The sequence below is a fragment of the Cellulomonas sp. P1_C4 genome, assembly GCF_056406355.1.
Map to the genome: position 1 here is coordinate 186,299 of NZ_JBFUAI010000001.1, position 12,969 is coordinate 199,267.

The 12,969-nt window shown below is 71.9% G+C and carries 17 protein-coding genes and 3 tRNA genes; 11 read left to right on the forward strand and 9 right to left on the reverse strand.

Features of this window, described 5'->3' with window-relative positions; all coding sequences use genetic code 11:
• Window position 1: 1 nt before the first annotated feature.
• Window positions 2-613: a hypothetical protein gene (locus AC1DYZ_RS00840; protein WP_477063337.1), complete on the reverse strand. Its 612-nt coding sequence runs from the start codon at window positions 611-613 to the stop codon at window positions 2-4.
• 268 nt (window positions 614-881) lie between these two features.
• Here AC1DYZ_RS00840 and AC1DYZ_RS00845 point away from each other — a divergent pair, with 268 nt between their 5' ends.
• Window positions 882-2,237: a glycoside hydrolase family 6 protein gene (locus tag AC1DYZ_RS00845; protein WP_477063338.1), complete on the forward strand. Its 1,356-nt coding sequence runs from the start codon at window positions 882-884 to the stop codon at window positions 2,235-2,237.
• 1 nt (window position 2,238) lies between these two features.
• Here the strand turns inward: AC1DYZ_RS00845 and trpS are convergent, their stop codons facing one another.
• Window positions 2,239-3,213 carry a tryptophan--tRNA ligase gene (trpS, locus tag AC1DYZ_RS00850; protein ID WP_477063339.1) on the reverse strand — a complete coding sequence of 325 codons (975 nt, stop codon included), beginning with the start codon at window positions 3,211-3,213 and terminating at the stop codon, window positions 2,239-2,241.
• Window positions 3,214-3,387: 174 nt separating this feature from the next.
• On the opposite strand from trpS, the gene AC1DYZ_RS00855 reads away from it, so the two are divergent.
• Genes AC1DYZ_RS00855 through purM form a run of 4 tightly spaced genes read left to right on the forward strand, consistent with a single transcriptional unit; the run spans window position 3,388 to window position 6,893 of the window.
• Window positions 3,388-3,768 carry a sterol carrier family protein gene (locus AC1DYZ_RS00855; RefSeq protein ID WP_477063340.1) on the forward strand — a complete coding sequence of 127 codons (381 nt, stop codon included), beginning with the start codon at window positions 3,388-3,390 and terminating at the stop codon, window positions 3,766-3,768.
• A gap of 25 nt (window positions 3,769-3,793) precedes the next feature.
• The gene (locus AC1DYZ_RS00860; RefSeq protein WP_477063341.1) at window positions 3,794-4,177 is read left to right on the forward strand and encodes a histidine kinase; all 384 of its coding nucleotides are present in this window, start codon (window positions 3,794-3,796) and stop codon (window positions 4,175-4,177) included.
• A 50-nt stretch (window positions 4,178-4,227) separates the two neighbouring features.
• A complete protein-coding gene (gene purF, locus AC1DYZ_RS00865; protein ID WP_477063342.1) occupies window positions 4,228-5,775 on the forward strand; it encodes an amidophosphoribosyltransferase in 1,548 nt (515 codons plus the stop codon).
• Window positions 5,772-6,893 carry a phosphoribosylformylglycinamidine cyclo-ligase gene (gene purM / locus AC1DYZ_RS00870; RefSeq protein ID WP_477063343.1) on the forward strand — a complete coding sequence of 374 codons (1,122 nt, stop codon included), beginning with the start codon at window positions 5,772-5,774 and terminating at the stop codon, window positions 6,891-6,893. The genes purF and purM overlap by 4 nt, the downstream gene beginning before the upstream one ends.
• Before the next feature lie 98 nt (window positions 6,894-6,991).
• On the opposite strand, the gene AC1DYZ_RS00875 is transcribed toward purM, so the two are convergent.
• Window positions 6,992-7,204, reverse strand: a complete 213-nt coding sequence (locus AC1DYZ_RS00875) for a DUF3073 domain-containing protein (RefSeq protein WP_456823569.1) — start codon at window positions 7,202-7,204, stop codon at window positions 6,992-6,994.
• 540 nt (window positions 7,205-7,744) lie between these two features.
• On the opposite strand from AC1DYZ_RS00875, the gene AC1DYZ_RS00880 reads away from it, so the two are divergent.
• Entirely contained in the window at window positions 7,745-7,954 is a 210-nt protein-coding gene (locus tag AC1DYZ_RS00880) for a BldC family transcriptional regulator (RefSeq protein ID WP_477063344.1), read from the forward strand.
• A gap of 142 nt (window positions 7,955-8,096) precedes the next feature.
• Here AC1DYZ_RS00880 and AC1DYZ_RS00885 read toward each other — a convergent pair whose 3' ends face one another.
• The 3 genes from AC1DYZ_RS00885 to AC1DYZ_RS00895 all read right to left on the reverse strand — a co-directional run bounded on the left by AC1DYZ_RS00885 (window position 8,097) and on the right by AC1DYZ_RS00895 (window position 9,369).
• Entirely contained in the window at window positions 8,097-8,426 is a 330-nt protein-coding gene (locus tag AC1DYZ_RS00885; RefSeq protein ID WP_477063345.1) for a DUF3618 domain-containing protein, read from the reverse strand.
• On the reverse strand, window positions 8,423-8,833 hold the full coding sequence (locus tag AC1DYZ_RS00890) for a phage holin family protein (RefSeq protein ID WP_456823572.1): 411 nt from the start codon (window positions 8,831-8,833) through the stop codon (window positions 8,423-8,425). The genes AC1DYZ_RS00885 and AC1DYZ_RS00890 overlap by 4 nt, the downstream gene beginning before the upstream one ends.
• Before the next feature lie 95 nt (window positions 8,834-8,928).
• A complete protein-coding gene (locus tag AC1DYZ_RS00895; RefSeq protein WP_477063346.1) occupies window positions 8,929-9,369 on the reverse strand; it encodes a phage holin family protein in 441 nt (146 codons plus the stop codon).
• A gap of 169 nt (window positions 9,370-9,538) precedes the next feature.
• Here AC1DYZ_RS00895 and AC1DYZ_RS00900 point away from each other — a divergent pair, with 169 nt between their 5' ends.
• On the forward strand, window positions 9,539-9,985 hold the full coding sequence (locus AC1DYZ_RS00900; protein WP_477063347.1) for a DUF6325 family protein: 447 nt from the start codon (window positions 9,539-9,541) through the stop codon (window positions 9,983-9,985).
• Entirely contained in the window at window positions 9,985-10,311 is a 327-nt protein-coding gene (locus AC1DYZ_RS00905; RefSeq protein ID WP_477063348.1) for an SHOCT domain-containing protein, read from the forward strand. Before AC1DYZ_RS00900 ends, AC1DYZ_RS00905 begins: the two co-directional genes overlap by 1 nt.
• Before the next feature lie 59 nt (window positions 10,312-10,370).
• Here the strand turns inward: AC1DYZ_RS00905 and AC1DYZ_RS00910 are convergent.
• The 3 genes from AC1DYZ_RS00910 to AC1DYZ_RS00920 form a co-directional block, all read right to left on the reverse strand.
• Window positions 10,371-10,443, reverse strand: a tRNA-Phe gene (locus tag AC1DYZ_RS00910).
• A gap of 12 nt (window positions 10,444-10,455) precedes the next feature.
• Window positions 10,456-10,529 (reverse strand) — tRNA-Asp (locus tag AC1DYZ_RS00915).
• 37 nt (window positions 10,530-10,566) lie between these two features.
• Window positions 10,567-10,639, reverse strand: a tRNA-Glu gene (locus AC1DYZ_RS00920).
• A gap of 138 nt (window positions 10,640-10,777) precedes the next feature.
• On the opposite strand from AC1DYZ_RS00920, the gene AC1DYZ_RS00925 reads away from it, so the two are divergent.
• Genes AC1DYZ_RS00925 through AC1DYZ_RS00935 form a run of 3 tightly spaced genes read left to right on the forward strand, consistent with a single transcriptional unit; the run spans window position 10,778 to window position 12,966 of the window.
• Window positions 10,778-11,131 carry a metallopeptidase family protein gene (locus tag AC1DYZ_RS00925; RefSeq protein ID WP_456823576.1) on the forward strand — a complete coding sequence of 118 codons (354 nt, stop codon included), beginning with the start codon at window positions 10,778-10,780 and terminating at the stop codon, window positions 11,129-11,131.
• Window positions 11,132-11,133: 2 nt separating this feature from the next.
• Entirely contained in the window at window positions 11,134-12,045 is a 912-nt protein-coding gene (locus AC1DYZ_RS00930; RefSeq protein WP_477063349.1) for a cation diffusion facilitator family transporter, read from the forward strand.
• A 9-nt stretch (window positions 12,046-12,054) separates the two neighbouring features.
• Window positions 12,055-12,966 carry an LLM class flavin-dependent oxidoreductase gene (locus AC1DYZ_RS00935; RefSeq protein WP_477063350.1) on the forward strand — a complete coding sequence of 304 codons (912 nt, stop codon included), beginning with the start codon at window positions 12,055-12,057 and terminating at the stop codon, window positions 12,964-12,966.
• Window positions 12,967-12,969 lie beyond the last annotated feature (3 nt).

Genomic DNA, 12,969 nt, shown 5'->3' on the forward strand with positions numbered 1-12,969 from the left:
GTCAGCCGTCCCCGTTGGTGACCGCGAAGCTCTCCAGGTCGAGGTCGGGCGAGACGTCCGGGGCTTTGCTGAGCGCCGTAGCGGTCTCGTCGCAGTCGGCGGCCGTCGCCGGGTCGGTGCACGCGAGCGAGCCCTGCATCCCGACGAGCGCCTGCGCGCCGTCCTGCGCGCCGGGTCCGGCATCCCGCGCGAAGCCCGCCAGGCAGCCGGTGTCGTCGGCGCTCACGACGGCGCCCACGCACGCGCGACCCGACTGCCCGGTGCACGCGGCCGCGTAGGAGGACCAGGTGGGCGGTTGCACCTCGGCGTGGATGATCGTGAACGACATCCCGTCGACCAGCGCCGGCACGCCCTCGCCGCCCCAGCTCCAGAAGACGCAGACCACGCCGTCCTCGACGGAGGCGGGGGAGCCGGACCCGGCGACGGCCGTGGTCAGAACCGGGAGGTCGGCTCCCGACGTCTGCGGCGCCTCGACCTCGCCTGTGCCCCTGGTGGGGGCGACGTCCGCGCCGGTGACCGAGGTCGGGGCGGGAGCGGGCTCTGTGGGTGGCCCGGAGCACGCAGCCAGCGTGGCGACGAGCGCCAGGGCCGCGAGCAGTCGTCGTCGCTGCATGGCCGACCTCCCCGAGCGGACGGCGCCGGCTGTCGAGGGCGCATCGCCGCGTCACCTTCCAGGATGGCCGTGTCCGGCGGGAGATACGAGCCCCCGCGCGGAAGCGCATCGACGAGCCAGTTCCGAGGCCTAAACGATTCGGACCCGTGCGAGCGCTCGCCAGGACGTCCGGCGGTCGGGTTTCCTCGCCGGGACCGGGGTGTGCAGCGTCATCGTCGACGCCGAGCCGCCCCCACGCGCCCGAGCCGTCCCGAGGAGATCCCCGCCCATGCCCACCCGCAGAAGCGTCACCGCGCTGCTCGCCGCCGCGGCCGTCGCGGTGGCCGGCCTGACCGCCGTCACCGCGAGCGCCGCGCAGGCCGCGACCGGCTGCAAGGTCGACTACACGATCACCAACCAGTGGCAGGGCGGCTTCGGCGCCGACGTGGCGATCACCAACCTGGGTGACCCCGTGAGCGCGTGGACGGTCGGCTGGTCGTTCGGGGCCGGCCAGAAGGTCACCTCGCTCTGGAACGGCACCGTCACAACCACGGGCTCGGCGGTCTCCGTCGCGAGCCTCCCGTGGAACGGCACCCTCGCGACGAACGGGAGGACGAGCTTCGGGTTCAATGGCTCGTGGAGCGGGTCCAACCCGGTGCCCACGGCGTTCACCGTCAACGGCACCGCCTGCACGGGCACCGCCCCGACGACGACACCGAGGCCGACCACGACCCCGACGCCCACCCCGACCCCGACGGTGACCGTGACCCCGACGCCCACACCGACCGTGACCACACCCCCGACGGCCAGCGGCTTCTACGTCGACCCGACCACGCAGGGCTACCGGGCGTGGCAGACCGCGACCGGCACCGACAAGGCGCTGCTCGAGAAGATCGCCCTGACCCCGCAGGCGTACTGGGTGGGCAACTGGGCGGACGCGGCGCACTCGAAGGCCGAGGTCGCCGACTACACCGGCCGCGCGAAGGCCGCCGGCAAGATCCCGACCCTGGTCATCTACGCGATCCCCGGCCGTGACTGCGGCTCGTACTCCGGCGGCGGCGTCGCCGAGAGCGCCTACGCGGCGTGGATCGACACCGTCGCCTCGGGGATCCAGGGCAACCCGTACGTGGTCCTCGAGCCCGACGCCCTCGCGCAGCTGGGCGACTGCACCGGCCAGGGCGACCGCGTCGGCTTCCTCAGGTACGCGGCCAAGTCGCTGACCCTCAAGGGCGCCCGCGTCTACATCGACGCCGGCCACTCGGCGTGGCTGCCCGTGAGCACGGCCGTCAGCCGGCTCAACCAGGTCGGCTTCGAGTACGCGGTGGGCTTCGCGCTCAACACGTCGAACTACCAGACCACCGCGGCGTCGAAGTCGTACGGCCAGCAGATCTCGCAGCAGCTGGGCGGCAAGAAATTCGTCATCGACACGTCCCGCAACGGCAACGGCTCCAACGGCGAGTGGTGCAACCCGCGCGGCCGGGCGCTCGGCGACAAGCCGACGCTGGTCAACGACGGGTCGGGCCTCGACGCCCTCCTGTGGGTCAAGCTGCCCGGGGAGTCGGACGGCACCTGCAACGGCGGCCCGTCGGCCGGCGCCTGGTTCCAGGACATCGCCCTCGAGCTGGCCCGCAACGCGAGGTGGTAGCTCACGTGTAGTCCATCCCCATGAGCTCGCGGACGTCACGGATCGTGGCGTCCGCGAGCTCGTTCGCGTGGGCGTTCCCGGCCGCGAGGATGTCGGCCACCAGGCCGGGCTCGGCCGCGAACAGCGCACGACGGGCGCGCAGGGGAGCGAGGTGCTCGACGAGGGCGTCGGCGACGACGGCCTTGAGCCGCCCGGCGCCGCCGGACCCGATCTCGTCGGCGATCACCTCCGGCGCGACCCCCGTGCACAGCGACGCGAGCAGCAGCAGGTTGGCGACCTCGGGCCGAGCGGCCGGGTCGTAGGTGATGGTCCGGTCGGTGTCGGTCTTGGCGGACCGGATCGCCCGGACGGTCTCGTCGGGGGTTGCCCGCAGCTCGATGGCGTTGCCGCGGCTCTTGCTCATCTTGCGGCCGTCGGTGCCCAGCACCACCGGCGCCTCGGACAGGAGCGCCTCGGGCTCCCCGAAGCACGGCCCGTACCGCTGGGTGAACCGCCGCGCGATCGTCCGGGTCAGCTCCAGGTGCGGCAGCTGGTCCTTGCCCACCGGCACCACGTCGGCGTGGCAGAACAGGATGTCGGCCGCCTGGTGCACGGGGTAGGTGAGCAGCAGCCCGCTCATCGACCTGCCCGAGTCCGCGAGCTCCTGCTTCACGGTCGGGTTCCGCTCGAGCTCCGCGACGGACACCAGCGAGAGGAACGGCAGCATCAGCTGGTGCAGGGCGGGCACGGCGCTGTGCGTGAAGATCGTCGCCGCATCGGGATCGATCCCGGCGGCGAGATAGTCGAGGACGATCTCGCGAACGTTGCTCGCGACGTCACCCACCACCTCCCGGTCGGTGATCACCTGGTAGTCGGCCAGCACCAGGAAGGTCTCGACGCCGGACTGCTGCAGGCGGACGCGGTTGGCGACCGTGCCGAACAGGTGGCCGATGTGCAGGGGACCGGTCGGGCGCTCGCCGGTGAGCATGCGGGTCATGAGGGTGCTCCTTCGTCAGAGAGGGGAGCCGCGCACGCGTCCGGAGACAGCGATGCCCCCGTAGCCGCGTGGGCAGCTCGGGGGCAGGACGACCGCGTGCTGCGTCTAGTGCAGCCAGCGCCAGGTCGTGGAGGTCATGGTCGAGAGGGTAGCCGCGAGGGGCAGAATCGGTCCATGCCTCCCCGCCGACGCACCGACCCCGCCGACGGACGCGCGGCGCTCGCGGTCTGGCGTGCCGATCCGGAGGGCGTGCCGACGCCGGCCCGGCGCACCGCGGTCCGGTTCACGCTCGAGGAGCTGGCCGAGCTGGCGCCGGGCAACGCGGTCGAGGTGCGGGTGCCGCCGGACGGCGCCGTGCAGGCGGTGGAGGGTCCTCGTCACACCCGGGGCACGCCGCCGAACGTGGTGGAGACCGACGCGCAGACGTGGCTCGCACTGGTGACGGGCGCTCTGACCTGGGAAGAGGCCGCCGCGGACGGTCGGATCCGGGCGTCCGGCGAGCGCGCCGACCTGCGCGAGTGGCTGCCGCTGCAGGCCGCGCGACACCGTCCCTGAGCAGCGGTTGACCTAGGATCACGGGGTGCCGAACGACCCCCAGCCCAGCCCCGACGAGACGCCCGTCCCGCCGGAGCTCGACGCGCGCGGCGTGCCGATCCCGGCGGAGGAAGAGCTGGCCGCGGTCGCGGAGCCCGCGACGGTGCGCCACGCCCCCAAGTTCGGCGCGTTCATCACCGCCGGCGCGCTCGTCGGGATCATCGTCGGTCTCCTGCTCACCATCGTGATCCACCCCGACGCGGCGCGCGCCGCGGACGGCTCCGGCTTCATCTCGTTCCTCGACGGCGAGGGCGCGGTCCGCACCTGGATGGCGGTCGCCGGCGCCGTGCTCGGCGGGTTCGTCGGAGGGCTGGTCGCGATCCTGGCCGACCGCCGCAGCGTTCGTCGCGCGGTCCCCGCCGGCGACTGACCCGTGGGCGGCATGGTCGCCCACACCGACGCGTGTGCGACCATGGTCACGTGGCCCCCCGCGCAGACGGACGTCTGAACCACGACCTCCTCCCCAACGAAAAAGGCCCCCAGGACGCTTGTGGCGTCTTCGGTGTGTGGGCACCTGGCGAGGAAGTCGCCAAGCTGACCTACTTCGGCCTCTACGCGCTGCAGCACCGCGGCCAGGAGTCGGCGGGCATCGCCACCTCCAACGGCCAGCAGCTGCTCGTCTACAAGGACATGGGCCTCGTCTCCCAGGTCTTCGACGAGACCGCGCTCAACGCCCTGCAGGGGCACATCGCCATCGGGCACGCGCGCTACTCGACCACCGGTGGCAGCACCTGGGAGAACGCGCAGCCGACGCTCGGACCCACGTCCGCCGGCACCGTCGCCCTCGGGCACAACGGGAACCTCACCAACACGGCCGAGCTCGTCGACCTCGTCGCCGAGCGCTACGGCAGCCAGCGGCGCGGCGAGCTCGCGCGCGGCAACACCACCGACACCGCGCTGATCACCGCCCTGCTGGCGGGGGACCCGGACCACACGCTCGAGGCCACCGCGCTCGAGGTGCTCCCGCGCCTGCGCGGCGCGTTCAGCCTGGTCTTCATGGACGAGCACACGCTCTACGCCGCGCGGGACCCGCAGGGCGTCCGCCCCCTGGTGCTCGGCCGGCTCGAGCGCGGGTGGGTCGTGGCCAGCGAGACGCCGGCGCTCGACATCGTCGGCGCGTCGTTCGTCCGCGAGATCGAGCCGGGCGAGTTCATCGCCATCGACGCCGACGGCCTGCGCAGCAGCCGCTTCGCCGCGGCCGACCGCGCCGGCTGCGTGTTCGAGTACGTCTACCTGGCCCGCCCCGACACCTCGATCGCCGGTCGCTCGGTGCACGCCGCCCGCGTTGCGATGGGCCGGCGGCTCGCGGTCGAGCACCCCGTCGAGGCCGACCTCGTCATCCCGGTCCCCGAGTCGGGCACGCCCGCCGCGGTCGGCTACGCGGCCGAGTCGGGCATCACGTTCGGGCAAGGGCTGACCAAGAACGCGTACGTCGGACGCACCTTCATCCAGCCGTCGCAGACGCTGCGCCAGCTGGGCATCCGGCTCAAGCTCAACCCGCTCAAGGAAGTCATCCGCGGCAAGCGCCTGGTGGTCGTCGACGACTCGATCGTGCGCGGCAACACCCAGCGCGCGCTCATCCGGATGCTCCGGGAGGCCGGCGCGGCCGAGGTGCACGTGCGGATCAGCTCGCCGCCGGTGAAGTGGCCGTGCTTCTACGGAATCGACTTCGCCTCCCGCGCGGAGCTCATCGCCAACGGCCTGGGCGTCGACGAGATCGCCGCGTCGCTGGGCGCCGACTCCCTCGGCTACATCTCCCCGGAGGGCATGGTCGCGGCCACCGAGCAGCCCGCGTCGCAGCTGTGCGCCGCGTGCTTCACAGGCCAGTACCCGATCGAGCTGCCGCCGGACGACCGGCTGGGCAAGTTCCTGCTCGAGCAGAACGAGCTGCCGCTGGGCGCACCCGAGGACGGTCTGCTCTCGATCGTGCCGAGCGCCGGTGGCGCGAGCGCCTTGGACCACCCGTGAGCGGCCCGCAGGTCACGTACGCCACCGCCGGCGTCGACACGGAGGCCGGGGACAAGGCCGTCGAGCTCATGAAGGATGCCGTGCGCGCGACGCACGGCCCGCAGGTGCTCGGTGGCGTCGGCGGCTTCGCCGGGCTGTACGACGCGAGCGCGCTGCTCCAGTACCGCAAGCCGCTCCTGGCCACCTCGACCGACGGCGTCGGCACCAAGGTCGCCATCGCGCAGGCGCTCGACATCCACGACACCATCGGGTTCGACCTGGTGGGCATGGTCGTCGACGACATCGTCGTGGTCGGCGCCAAGCCCTTGTTCATGACGGACTACATCGCCTGCGGGCGCGTGGTGCCCGAGCGGATCGCGGGCATCGTGCGCGGGATCGCGGCGGCGTGCTCCGTGGCCGGTACGGCGCTCGTCGGCGGCGAGACCGCGGAGCACCCCGGCCTGCTGGGCCCCGACGAGTACGACGTGGCCGGTGCCGCGACCGGCGTGGTCGAGGCCGACCGGCTGCTCGGGCCGGAGCGCGTGCGCGCGGGCGACGTGCTGCTGGCGCTGGGCTCGAGCGGGCTGCACTCCAACGGCTACTCGCTGGTGCGCAAGGTGGTCTCGGTGGCCGGCTGGTCGTTGGACCGCCACGTCGACGAGCTCGGTCGCACGCTCGGCGAGGAGCTCCTGGAGCCCACCCGTGTCTACGCGAGCGACTGCCTGGCCCTGGCCGAGCGCGCGGGCGTCGACGGACTGCACGCGTACAGCCACGTGACCGGCGGGGGCCTCGCGTCGAACGTCGCCCGCGTGCTGCCGCAGGGCCTCGTGGCCGACATCGACCGCGGCGGCTGGACGCTGCCGCCGGTGTTCTCGCTGGTGCAGCGCCTGGGCCAGGTCCCGTGGACCGACCTCGAGGGCACGCTGAACCTCGGCGCGGGCATGGTGGCGATCGTCGCGGCGGACGCCGTGGACGGCGTCCTGGCGCACGCCGCCGAGCTTGGCCTGCCCGCCTGGGAGCTGGGCACCGTGCGGCAGGCCGACCGGTCCACCGATGTGGTCGGGGCGCCCGGCTTCGTCGCGGGGACCAAGGGTGTGCACGGGGGAGCCGTCCAGCTGACGGGCTCGTACCGGGTCTGAGACTCGTTCCTCACCACCTGCGCAGACACGCACGCACCACCCCGAGGGATGGTGCGGTGCAGTGCCGCCCTACGCGTCAGCGCAGGTGGTGAGTACGGTCAGCGATCGTCGTCCGACCAGCGTCGGTAGTCGTCGCTGTCGTCGTCAGTGTCCGTGTCCACGACCGCACGGGGGCGGTTGTCGGTCACGACATCGTTGTGGCCGTGCGACGTGAGCTCCTGCTCGAGAGCTCGGTAGTTGGTCTCCGGGCTGAAGTACTTCAGCTCCCGGGCCACCTTCGTCTGCTTAGCCTTCTGACGGCCGCGCCCCATGGCATCGACCCCCTCTTACGTGGATGCGGGGCGGCTCCGTGCTGACACGTGCGGCCCCGGGGTGCTGAATCGTCTCTTCGTGGGGCAACGGTACATGCTCGTTCGGTATTCCGACCACTCGCCGCGGGCGACACGCGTCACGTCTGGCTCGCACCCACCCCCGGAGGCCGGCGCGTCAGCGGGTCGGATTCGGACCGGCGTCCAACTTCGATGCACACTTGATGCGCGCGTCGAGGTGTATGACCGTTTGGTCGGGTTTAGGGTGGTGGCACCTCGACCGGGTAAGCGTCGTCCGAGGGCTCGATGACACTGCATGAGAACTATATGAGAGTCGTGTGAAGGTTCGTTACCGGACCGTGTCCTGGAATGCGACATCTGCGGCTTTCGTTCATGCTAGTGGGAGATGTCCCGGTTTCGGCTCCTCAGGCTTCCGGTGGCACCACCGAAAGAGAACGTTTCACACCGCACCACCCGCACCTGAACTGGCCTGGCGCCGACGCCGTCGGAGTCGCAGGCCGCACGCTAGCCAGGAGGCAGCTGATGAACGCACATCCCACAGATTCCGAAGCGCTGCTCACGCCCTCTGAGGTCGCGACGCTGTTCCGGGTCGATCCGAAGACCGTCACCCGCTGGGCGAAGGCCGGGAAGCTGTCGTCGATCCGCACCCTGGGTGGTCACCGTCGTTACCGCGAGTCCGAGGTGCGCGACCTGCTCAACGGCATCCCGCAGCAGCGCCCGTCGGACGGCTGAACGACAGTCCCTGCCCGGCCGAGGCCCGTCGACCCTCCTCGACGTGCCCTCGGCTTTGAGTGCCGGGACCGCGCCGAGCACGACATCACAACTCCGAGCGTCGCGATGAAGCGCCGCTCGGAGTTGTCGTGCCTGCCGCTCTCTACGTGCTGCTGCGCCGGTTCGCCGCGATGATCAACGCGAGCAGCGCGGMGGTGCCGGCAACGACGCTGCCCAGGATCGTCAGCGCCCTCTTGCGTGCGTCGGGGTCGGCGTCCCCGCTCGTCGCGTCGGTCCACAGCTGGCGGCCGGACTCGACCGCACGCCCGGCCTGGGCCCGCGGGTCGAGCCGGGCGACCAGCTCGTCGACCGTCGAGGCCAGCTGCGCGCGCGTGACGGCGAGCTCCGCCTCGAGCGCGACCGTCTGCGGGCTGCTGAAGGGGACCGGGGGCTTCTTGTCCTTGGCGGGCGTCTCGACCTTGTCATCGCTCATGACTGGAATCCTGCCTTGACCGCGGTGATGTCGTTCTGCACGTTCTCGATGGCCAGCGCCGGCGTGGGCGGCGATCCCGCCTTGATGCGGTTGATGCCGATCAGCACGAGGATCGCGATGACCAGCAGCAGCACCGCGCAGACGATGAGTGCGGCGAGCCACAGCTCCAGCCAGATGTCGAGCACGATGACCGCGAGCGCGATGCCTGCGGCGATCAGGTAGAGCGCGAGCACGGCGCCGACGGCGACGAGGGCGGCGCCGATGCCCAGCTGCTGCGCGCGACCGGTGATCTCCGCCTTCGCGAGGTCGATCTCCGCGCGGACCAGGCGGGCGGCCTGCTCGCTCAGATCGGATACGAGTTGGCCCAGCGACTTCTCGTCACCCGGCGGTCCCGACTGCGTGGTCATGGGTACGACCTCTCGTCTGCGCGTACGTAGAGCACTCAGTCTGCTGGTCAGCGATCCGGCGCGCGAGGGGTGAGCGCCGGATCACCCCTGCGGGGTCAGTCAGCCCAGGGGTGCACCTGCTCCTCGGCCGGGTGCACCGGCTCGTGGATGCGCACCACGGAGACGACCGGAGGCGGGGGCAGTCGGCGCTTGGCCCAGGCCGCGACCCCGGCGCCGATCAGCAGGAGAGCGACGCCGATGATGAGCGCGGACAGCCACGGCTCGACCGCGTGGGCCAGGCCCAGTACCGCGGACGTGACGAGCAGGGCCAGCCCGAAGAAGGTGAGCAGGGCGGCCGCGCCGAACCCGATCGCGGACGGGCGCACCTCGATGGCGCGGGCACGGACGCTGCGGGCGACGGCGTCGATCTCCGTCTGGATCGCCTCGCGCACGTGGTCCTCGACCTGCTCGAACTTCTCCCGCGCGCGCTCCGCGAAGGGCTCGGTGAAGCGGTCGAAGAAGCTACGAGGTCGGTCTGAGCCGGACGGGCTGGCCATGGGTCCTCCTGTGGGGCGGCGGTCCGCCCAGACTAGGAGCAGAGTCGCTGGTGGCGAGGTTGCCGCGCGCGCCACCCGACACCGGACCGATCTGCCCGCCGCGCACCTGTTCGCCCCAGTTGGTGGTAGAACGGCCGTGGCGAACCGCCGGAGCGCAGAGGAGCTCGTGATGGCTGTAGTGGATGTCAATCAGCTGGGCCACGTGGACGTGGCGGTCATCCTGTTCGACGGGCTCGACGTGGGCGACGACGTGGCCGCGGCCCTGAGCGAGCTGCACAGCTCGGGCACCGTCCGCATCATCGACCTCGCCGAGGTGAGCAAGGCTGCCGACGGCAGCGTCACGCTCATCGAGCCGTCGGAGGGGGAGACGGGCACGGCGCTGGACTCGGTCGGGGACGACCCGCTCGATCTGCTGAGCGAGGCGGACCTGCTCGAGATCGGTGAGGGGCTCGACCCCGGGCAGACCGCGCTCGTCGTGGTGTGGGACAACGCGTGGGCCGTCAGGCTCGCGAGCGCGGTGCGCAGCTCGGGCGGCGAGGTCGTCGCGTTCGAGCGCATCCCGCGGGAGATCGTGCAGATCGCCATCGAGGCGCTGAATGAAGGAGCTGGTCAGTGATGCGTGGACGACGGATCGGACGCCCCGGGCTGGTCGGGACCATGGCGCGGACCGCCGTGATCGCCGGCACCGCGACGGCGGTGAGCGGCAACGTCTCCCGGCGGCAGGCGGGCCGGGCGCAGGACGCCGAGGACGCGCAGTACGCACAGGAGCAGGCCGCGGCCCAGCAGCAGCAGGCGGCCCAGGCCGCCGCCCAGCAGGCGGCGGCTCCTGCGGCGCCACAGAACGACATCATCACCCAGCTGACGCAGCTGGCTGATCTCAAGGCGGCCGGCGTGCTCGACGACGCCGAGTTCGCCGCGGCGAAGGCCAAGCTGCTCGGCTGAGGCCGCCCAAGCATCATGACGAAGCCCCGCTCCGGTTGATCCGGGCGGGGCTTCTGATGTGGCCACTGGCAGGGTCGAACTGCCGACCTTTCGATTTTCAGTCGAACGCTCTACCAACTGAGCTAAGTGGCCAGACGTACCGAGCGACCCCGACGGGACTTGAACCCGCGACCTCCGCCGTGACAGGGCGGCGCGCTAACCAACTGCGCTACGGGGCCTTGATGAAGCTGCAAGGCCTTACTGCTGTACTGCTCGTACCCCCAACGGGATTCGAACCCGTGCTACCGCCGTGAAAGGGCGGGGTCCTAGGCCGCTAGACGATGGGGGCTTGTCCAACGCGAACATCCAACCCCCAACGCCGAGGCGCCGGATGACCGGTGATGAGCATACGGGGTCATCGGCCCGATCTCCAAAGTGACTCGAGGTGGCGGCCGTCACGTGCTCGTGAGCAGGCAGGATGGTGCCCATGGTCGACATGTCGCTCGCCGAGTTCGAGGACGCCGTGCGCGATGCGCTCGACGAGATCCCCGACGAGCTGGCCGCGATGATGGACAACGTCGTGGTGCTGGTGGAGGACCGCTCGCCCGACGGGGAGCCCGAGCTGCTGGGGCTCTACGAGGGCACCCCGCTGACCGAGCGCGGCGACTTCTGGGCCGCCGGGTCCCTGCCGGACCGCATCACGATCTTCCGGCTGCCCACCCTGGCCATCTGCGACGACCGGGACGACGTCGTCGAGGAGGTCGCGGTCACGGTGGTGCACGAGATCGCGCACCACTTCGGCATCGACGACGAGCGGCTGCACGAGCTGGGCTGGGACTGACCGTGGGTCACGACCACTCGCACTCCACCGCGGCGCAGGCGCACCGCGGGCGGCTGCTCGCGGTGCTCGTCCTCACGCTCGTCGTGCTGGTGGTCGAGGTGGTGGGCGGGCTCGTCTCCGGGTCGTTCGCCCTGATCGCCGACGCCGGCCACATGCTCACCGACGCCGCCGGGGTGGGCCTGGCGCTCGGCGCGACGGCCCTCGCCGCCCGACCCGCGACGGCCACCCGCACCTTCGGGTGGCAGCGCGCCGAGATCCTCGCCGCGCTGGTGAACGGGCTGGTCATCGCGGTCGTCGGGATCGGCGTGATCGTCGGCGGGATCGCGCGCCTCGTGACGCCGAGGCCGGTCGAGGMGGGCCTGATGCTCGCGGTCGCCGTCGTCGGCCTCGTCGCCAACGCCGTCGGGCTGGCACTCCTGCGCCGGGGGCAGGCGGAGTCGCTCACCGTCCGGGGCGCCTACCTGGAGGTGCTGGGCGACCTGCTCGGCTCGGCGGCCGTCGTCGTCGCCGCGGTGGTCGTGCTGACCACCGGGTTCGAGCGGGCCGACGGGATCGCGTCGGTCGTCATCGGCCTCATGATCGTGCCGCGCGCGGTCGCCCTCCTGCGCGAGGTCGGTGCGGTGCTGCTGGAGGCGACGCCGCGCGGGGTCGACCTGGACGCGATCCGGTCGCACATCTGCGGCGTCCGCGGCGTGCTGGGGGTGCACGACCTGCACGCCTGGACGATCACCTCCGGAGTCCCCGTCCTGTCGGCGCACGTCGAGGTGCCCGACGAGCTCCTGTCCCGCGGTGAGGCTGGCAGGGTGCTCGACGACCTGCGCCGCTGCCTGGCAGGTCACTTCGACGTCGACCACTGCACGTTCCAGCTGGAGCCTCCGTCCACCACGGGCAGGGAGGACCACGCGCACGCGTAGGGTCGCTGCATGGTTGCTGTGGGGATCACTCTGCTGCCGCAGGAGCGCTGGGCGCCGGCTCGTCGCAGGTGGCAGCAGGCCGAGGAGTGGGGCTTCGACCACGCGTGGACGTACGACCACCTGGCCTGGCGGTCGCTGGTGGACGAGCCGTGGTTCGCGACCGTGCCGCTGCTCGCCGCCGCGGCCGCCGTCACCGAGCGGATCGGGCTGGGCACGTGGGTGGCGTCGCCGAACTTCCGCCACCCGGTGCCGTTCGCCAAGGACGTGATGGGTCTCGACGACGTCAGCGGCGGCCGGTTCCTGCTCGGGGTCGGCGCGGGCGGTGAGGGCTTCGACGCCTCCGTCACCGGCGACCCGCCCACCCGAGGGGAGCGCACCCGGAGGTTCGAGGAGTTCGTCGAGCTGCTCGACCAACTGTTGACGCAGCCCGTCACGTCTCACCAGGGGGAGTTCTACCGCGCCGACCAGGCCCGGATGATCCCCGGCACGATCGCGCAACCGCGCACTCCGTTCGTCGTCGCCGCCAACGGCCCCCGCGCCATGGCGCTCGCCGCGCGGTACGGGCAGGGGTGGGCCACGTACGGGCCGGCGTACGCCACCGAGGACGTGCCCGACGACCCCTCCGCCGCGCAGGAGCAGTGGTGGACCGGGCTCGCGACGATGCTCGAGCGGCTCGACGCCATCGAGGCGACCGCACGCGCGGTCCGTGAAGCACCGCTGAGGCGGTACCTGAGCCTGGACGGGGCACCGATCTTCTCGATGACGTCGCTGGACCTGGTGACCGAGGGGATCGAGCGCGCCGCGGGGCTGGGGTTCAGCGACGTGGTCGTGCACTGGCCGCGGGCGGACGGGATCTACGCCGGCAGCGAGTCGGTGCTCGAGGGTCTCGTGGAGCAGCTGCCGAGGCTCCAGGCGCTCTGACGC

Coding starts and splice junctions, on each gene's coding strand:
- AC1DYZ_RS00840 (WP_477063337.1), bottom strand. CDS start 613: ATGCAGCGACGACGACTGCTCGCGGCCCTGGCGCTCGTCGCCACGCTG.
- AC1DYZ_RS00845 (WP_477063338.1), top strand. CDS start 882: ATGCCCACCCGCAGAAGCGTCACCGCGCTGCTCGCCGCCGCGGCCGTC.
- trpS (WP_477063339.1), bottom strand. CDS start 3,213: ATGACCCGCATGCTCACCGGCGAGCGCCCGACCGGTCCCCTGCACATC.
- AC1DYZ_RS00855 (WP_477063340.1), top strand. CDS start 3,388: ATGCCTCCCCGCCGACGCACCGACCCCGCCGACGGACGCGCGGCGCTC.
- AC1DYZ_RS00875 (WP_456823569.1), bottom strand. CDS start 7,204: ATGGGGCGCGGCCGTCAGAAGGCTAAGCAGACGAAGGTGGCCCGGGAG.
- AC1DYZ_RS00880 (WP_477063344.1), top strand. CDS start 7,745: ATGAACGCACATCCCACAGATTCCGAAGCGCTGCTCACGCCCTCTGAG.
- AC1DYZ_RS00890 (WP_456823572.1), bottom strand. CDS start 8,833: ATGACCACGCAGTCGGGACCGCCGGGTGACGAGAAGTCGCTGGGCCAA.
- AC1DYZ_RS00895 (WP_477063346.1), bottom strand. CDS start 9,369: ATGGCCAGCCCGTCCGGCTCAGACCGACCTCGTAGCTTCTTCGACCGC.
- AC1DYZ_RS00900 (WP_477063347.1), top strand. CDS start 9,539: ATGGCTGTAGTGGATGTCAATCAGCTGGGCCACGTGGACGTGGCGGTC.
- AC1DYZ_RS00905 (WP_477063348.1), top strand. CDS start 9,985: ATGCGTGGACGACGGATCGGACGCCCCGGGCTGGTCGGGACCATGGCG.
- AC1DYZ_RS00925 (WP_456823576.1), top strand. CDS start 10,778: ATGGTCGACATGTCGCTCGCCGAGTTCGAGGACGCCGTGCGCGATGCG.
- AC1DYZ_RS00935 (WP_477063350.1), top strand. CDS start 12,055: ATGGTTGCTGTGGGGATCACTCTGCTGCCGCAGGAGCGCTGGGCGCCG.